The 4670-nt window shown below is 44.3% G+C and carries 5 protein-coding genes; 3 read left to right on the forward strand and 2 right to left on the reverse strand.

Annotated features, from left to right (window positions below):
* Positions 1-312: 312 nt before the first annotated feature.
* The 3 genes from def to RIM23_RS15700 all read left to right on the forward strand — a co-directional run bounded on the left by def (position 313) and on the right by RIM23_RS15700 (position 2655).
* Positions 313-879, forward strand: a complete 567-nt coding sequence (gene def / locus RIM23_RS15690) for a peptide deformylase (RefSeq protein ID WP_446368141.1) — start codon at positions 313-315, stop codon at positions 877-879.
* A gap of 82 nt (positions 880-961) precedes the next feature.
* Entirely contained in the window at positions 962-1156 is a 195-nt protein-coding gene (locus RIM23_RS15695) for a hypothetical protein (RefSeq protein ID WP_446368138.1), read from the forward strand.
* A gap of 155 nt (positions 1157-1311) precedes the next feature.
* Complete coding sequence (locus tag RIM23_RS15700; protein WP_446368139.1) at positions 1312-2655, forward strand: PrsW family glutamic-type intramembrane protease; 1344 nt, start codon at positions 1312-1314, stop codon at positions 2653-2655.
* A gap of 266 nt (positions 2656-2921) precedes the next feature.
* Here the strand turns inward: RIM23_RS15700 and RIM23_RS15705 are convergent, their stop codons facing one another.
* Complete coding sequence (locus tag RIM23_RS15705; RefSeq protein ID WP_446368140.1) at positions 2922-3449, reverse strand: proprotein convertase P-domain-containing protein; 528 nt, start codon at positions 3447-3449, stop codon at positions 2922-2924.
* Between the two features lie 1094 nt (positions 3450-4543).
* A partial coding sequence (locus tag RIM23_RS15710; protein ID WP_446365467.1) for a transposase occupies positions 4544-4670 on the reverse strand: 127 nt, incomplete at its 5' end.

A 4670-nucleotide genomic window follows, 5' to 3' on the forward strand; every position in this document is an offset into this window, starting at 1 on the left:
TCAATTTAATAATTTTATTGGTCGATGCCCTGTAGTCAATCGTAGGCACGATTACTATAGTGTCTCTAACTGGGAGCCGAAGGTTTTGGCTGATATCGAGCAACAACGCCGGGTATCAGCCAAGCGCAAGCGTTAACGGTCATCGACCAAAAGTTACACCGTGGACTTATACCAAGGCAGAATTACTTGTGGGTAGGTTTGTCTAGGTTTTTAGAAGCGGTGGATGAACCGAATTCCAGCAAGAGTGATACCTGCTAGGATAAAAAAAGGAAGTGCCAATAATATTGCTAGATTTACAAGTTTCCTATGCCCATGACCGCTCAAGTTATTGTCGAAAAGAAAAAATTAGACAACCCTCCTCTAGAGATTCACTATCTGGGCGATCGCGTTCTGCGTCAACCAGCTAAGCGGGTTGCCAAAGTAGACCAAAGCATCCGACAGTTAGCTCATCAGATGCTGCAAACCATGTATAGTGCAGATGGCATTGGCTTGGCAGCACCACAGGTCGGGGTAAATAAACAAATCATTGTCATCGACTGCGAACCGGATAACCCAGAAAATCCCCCCTTGATTCTAATTAACCCCACGATTAAGCGCTTTGGTGCGAGTCTATGTGACGCTCAAGAAGGGTGTTTAAGTATTCCTGGCGTCTACTTAGATGTCAAACGCCCGGTAGAGGTGGAAGTTACCTACAAAGATGAGAATGGACGCCCGAAAACCTTAAAGGCGGATGGTCTGCTTTCTCGCGCCATTCAACATGAAATGGATCACCTGACTGGGGTTATGTTTGTGGATCGAGTGGAAAATGGATTGGTTTTGGCAGAAGAACTGCAAAAGTATGGCTTTTCTACCCAAGCTGTCAAACCTTTTCATGGCTAGGAAATCTCAGAGTAACCGTGCCAATGCCTTGTCCATGGATTGATCCATGGACATTTTAGTATCCTGCGTTAGATCTAATCCAATGACACCAAAAAGTGGTTTATTTTTGATGGGTTCCTGTATTACCGCAATTGCGGCTGTTGGCTCAATTTTTGAACTCTCTTCAGGAACACCTCAGTTAGGTGTATCAGTCACGGAAATTATCCTGGCGGGTAGTATTCCCTTGAGTGGCTTTTTGTTCTACGCCGCTGTTCGCGATGCGAGGGCAAATCAGTAGAACGTTGTCTCCCTAGGGTTTGGCGTCCGTTGTTCTTTAGAATTTTAATTGTAGGGGCACGGCAGTGCCGTGCCCCTACGAGGTCTTTGGTCAACCTCTACGGAGGAATCAAACCCCATGCTAAAACACGGTTTCCAAGCTCACGGACATTACTGATGACTGGTCAACACTGCCGTGGATTTCTGCGACCTCTTGCTGTCAGAGGTACAGCTATACCACTATCTTCTTATCCCTTGTCTGAGGAGCAGGAGATAGTGATCGGGCGTGATCCAAGCTGCCAAATTGCCTTAAACCCTAATCAGTATTTAATTGTATCGCGGCGTCATGCCACGATTCGTCCCTGTTCACCCTGGAATCAGGGCTGGGAAATTTGTGATCTCAATAGTATTAATGGTACTTACATTAATGGTTATCCTTTACGGGGATGCTGTCGATTGCACGCCGGCGATCGCATTGAACTGGGTCAAGATGGTCCTCAGTTTATTTTTGAGTGTCAGTTCAGCTCGTCTGTGTCCCCAGTCTCACCTGTTCCTTCGGGTTCATCGCTGACACCTGTCAGTGTAATCGGACAGAAAACTCCCGATTCGGTTACCTTTAGCCAACTGTTTCCCCTCGCTTCAACGGGAGCCGATTTAACTCAGAAGGCGTTTCTTGGACCCGCTATTCTGACGGTGGTTTTTGTGGTGTTGATGTTTATGGCTGTCGGTAAGCCAATGGTGTTTAATCTCCTATTGGCAACCTATTTAACCGGTGCCGCCTCTTACTTTGTCTATCAACTTTGTGGTAAATCCAAACCGTGGTGGGTGTTATTGGGGTGTGCGATCGCGACGGGTTTAATTTTAACGAGTCCTTTGTTACCTCTATCGATTATCGTTTTTCGCGACATCTTACCGGGAAGCTTACCCCAAGAGGGGGAACTGATCAGTTTTACGTCTCTGCTGATCCGCATGTTTTTTGGGGCGGGTTTGATGGAAGAGTTACTTAAAATCCTTCCCATTATTGGGGCGTATTTCTTGGGGAGACTGCTACGTTCTCCTTGGCGAGAACAAATTGGCGTCTGGGAACCTCTGGATGGGATTCTATTAGGTACGGCGTCAGGGGTGGGTTTTACGCTATTGGAAACTCTGGGGCAGTATGTGCCCGATATCATTGATAATGTGACCTTTCAAGCGGGTCAAGAACCGGGTCAGCTGATGGGATTGCAATTACTCATCCCCCGTCTACTCGGTTCAGTCGCCGGACATATTGCTTATAGTGGCTACTTTGGCTATTTTATCGGCTTAAGTGTCCTCAAACCGCGAAAAGTTTGGCAAATTCTGGGAACGGGTTATCTGTGTGCGGCGACTCTCCACGCTCTTTGGAATGCCAGTGGGTTTGTCAGTAGTTTATTGTTAGCGGTGGTGGGGATTTTGTCCTATACCTGCTTAGCCGCTGCCATTCTCAAAGCTAGGGCAATTTCGCCGACGCGATCGCAAAACTTCGCTACCCGTTTATTTTGATCCTCTATAAAATAAAAATCCTCTGCTTACTCTAAACAAGAGAGCAGAGGATTTTTATAACGGAGCAATTGACAAAAGCAATGTTGGTTGTTCTAATCCAGAGCCAACATCGCTTTTGCCAGAAAACTGCCTGCGCTTTGATTAAACCAATCAACCTGTATCCTCAAGCGCTGACTCAACGCACTCATGCTTTGGAAAACCTTATGCACTGATGAACGATTTCTGCTTTTCTCCCTGAGAATGCAGGTTTAGTCTACTTGTGTAGTTTATTCCAAGTTCAGAGTCCAAGACTCCAGAGAACCTGAATCACCCGCAGAGCAATCATTAATAATCAGTTGCCAAGTCCCTGCAGATGTGTGTCCCTTAAACACAGACAAAGGCTGAGTTGCACAATATTCACCACTGGGAATCACCGCATGAGACCCAGCTACTGAGTCAAAACTATGGGAGAAGTTATCGTTAAAGCTGTAATCCCCATTTAGGTCGTTACTGTAGCCACTCGCTGAAAATTGAGGTTGTCCGGGGCGCCGGAATAAGTCCACCACAACCCCGGTTTCTACATGACGCAACTGGGCAATCAAGTCGCCAACCCAAGTATGTTCTAAGTGATTCAGAGTTACGGTGACGTTACTAATCGCGATATTTTCCGTCACCACAATCTCATCTTGAAAACTAGCAACTCCATCGGGAATATTGCCACCACGACCGCAGTAGGTCGAAGCGGGGGAGTTCACAGATGTGGCAATGTTAGCGTCTACAGTGGCAGTTGAGGTACGATTCATGAGCTTCGACATAGGGTATAACTCCAAAACAGAATTAGGTTGACAAAAGGTAGGTAAAACTCCGCTAGCGATCGCGAAATTACAATGTTAAGAATATTTGCGCTCTGTTACGCATTCTTAATGCACCCCGAATTTTTTTTAATTTCGCGAACATACAATAATCTCCTCTTAATTAATAATGGCATTACTTGGGCGGTTTTATCTAGTCCTTCTGGGGATCTTTACTAAAAAAAAACAATTTAATCGATACCAAACTGATATCTCTCTTTTCTGTATTCCTTTACTGATAAGCAATTCAGCGTCAAACATTGAGCATTCTTGTCGATAGGTTTATGTTAATTTAATATAAAATTACATCCTTTATAACTTTGATTAATCTTTGGTGAGAGATTAAAAAACTTTCTCAAACAACTCGGAATTTATCCGCGTCGCTCTGACACAAACTTAAACCAACCCTTCCCGAAGGGTTGGACTGTAAATTTTGAACTCACCCCTTTTCCGCAAGATTATTAAGTTTAAACCGTTGTCTTGTAAATTTAGTTTCTTTTTCGTAAAGATTTGTTGCATCATCAGCTAAAATTTTTTTTTGCTATTAATTTCAACGACTTTCTCTTGACAGAGAAACTATTTTATGTATGCCACCCACACCCAGCCTAGTCATAAAAATCCTTCGTTGTGGGAAACCCTGTGTCCCTTCGCTTCGCTTATCGGGCAAGCTTTAGACCAGGGTTGCTTACTTATAACCGAGTATCGATCAGCCCGGTTTGTGTAACAGACTTCTCTTGCCGACTAAAAGCCAATCAATGACTTTGTTCGACTCGATAGTATTTGTCCAAGGTCGGTGGCTTTTGGCAGGATATCGATATGACATTCTCGAGCCGGAATCAGCACTTGAGTCCCAGACTACCAGGGTTGACGGTTTCCCACAAGTCCACACTTTACCTCTGAGACCCAGGTTTTGTCATACTTGCGTATGACGTTGTTACACCATGTTGAATGATATGGCAATCAGCTAACCTTGGCAACCACCTAGCTGAATTAATTTTCACTGATTTTGTAAATTTTTGTTAACAGCACTGGAAATATAGATTACGGGTCTTCCGTACTTAGTGTGCTAAACTGTTAGGATAATGCCACAAAAGCAAAGCGCGTATAGTAAAATTTTTAAAGTTCCTGAAGCCAAATCCACACCGTTTTAATAGTTTCAGTTTATTGTTAACTCCTTCAACGACT

This window comes from Coleofasciculus sp. G3-WIS-01 (genome assembly GCF_040223135.1).
Classification (GTDB): Bacteria; Cyanobacteriota; Cyanobacteriia; order Cyanobacteriales; family Coleofasciculaceae; genus Coleofasciculus.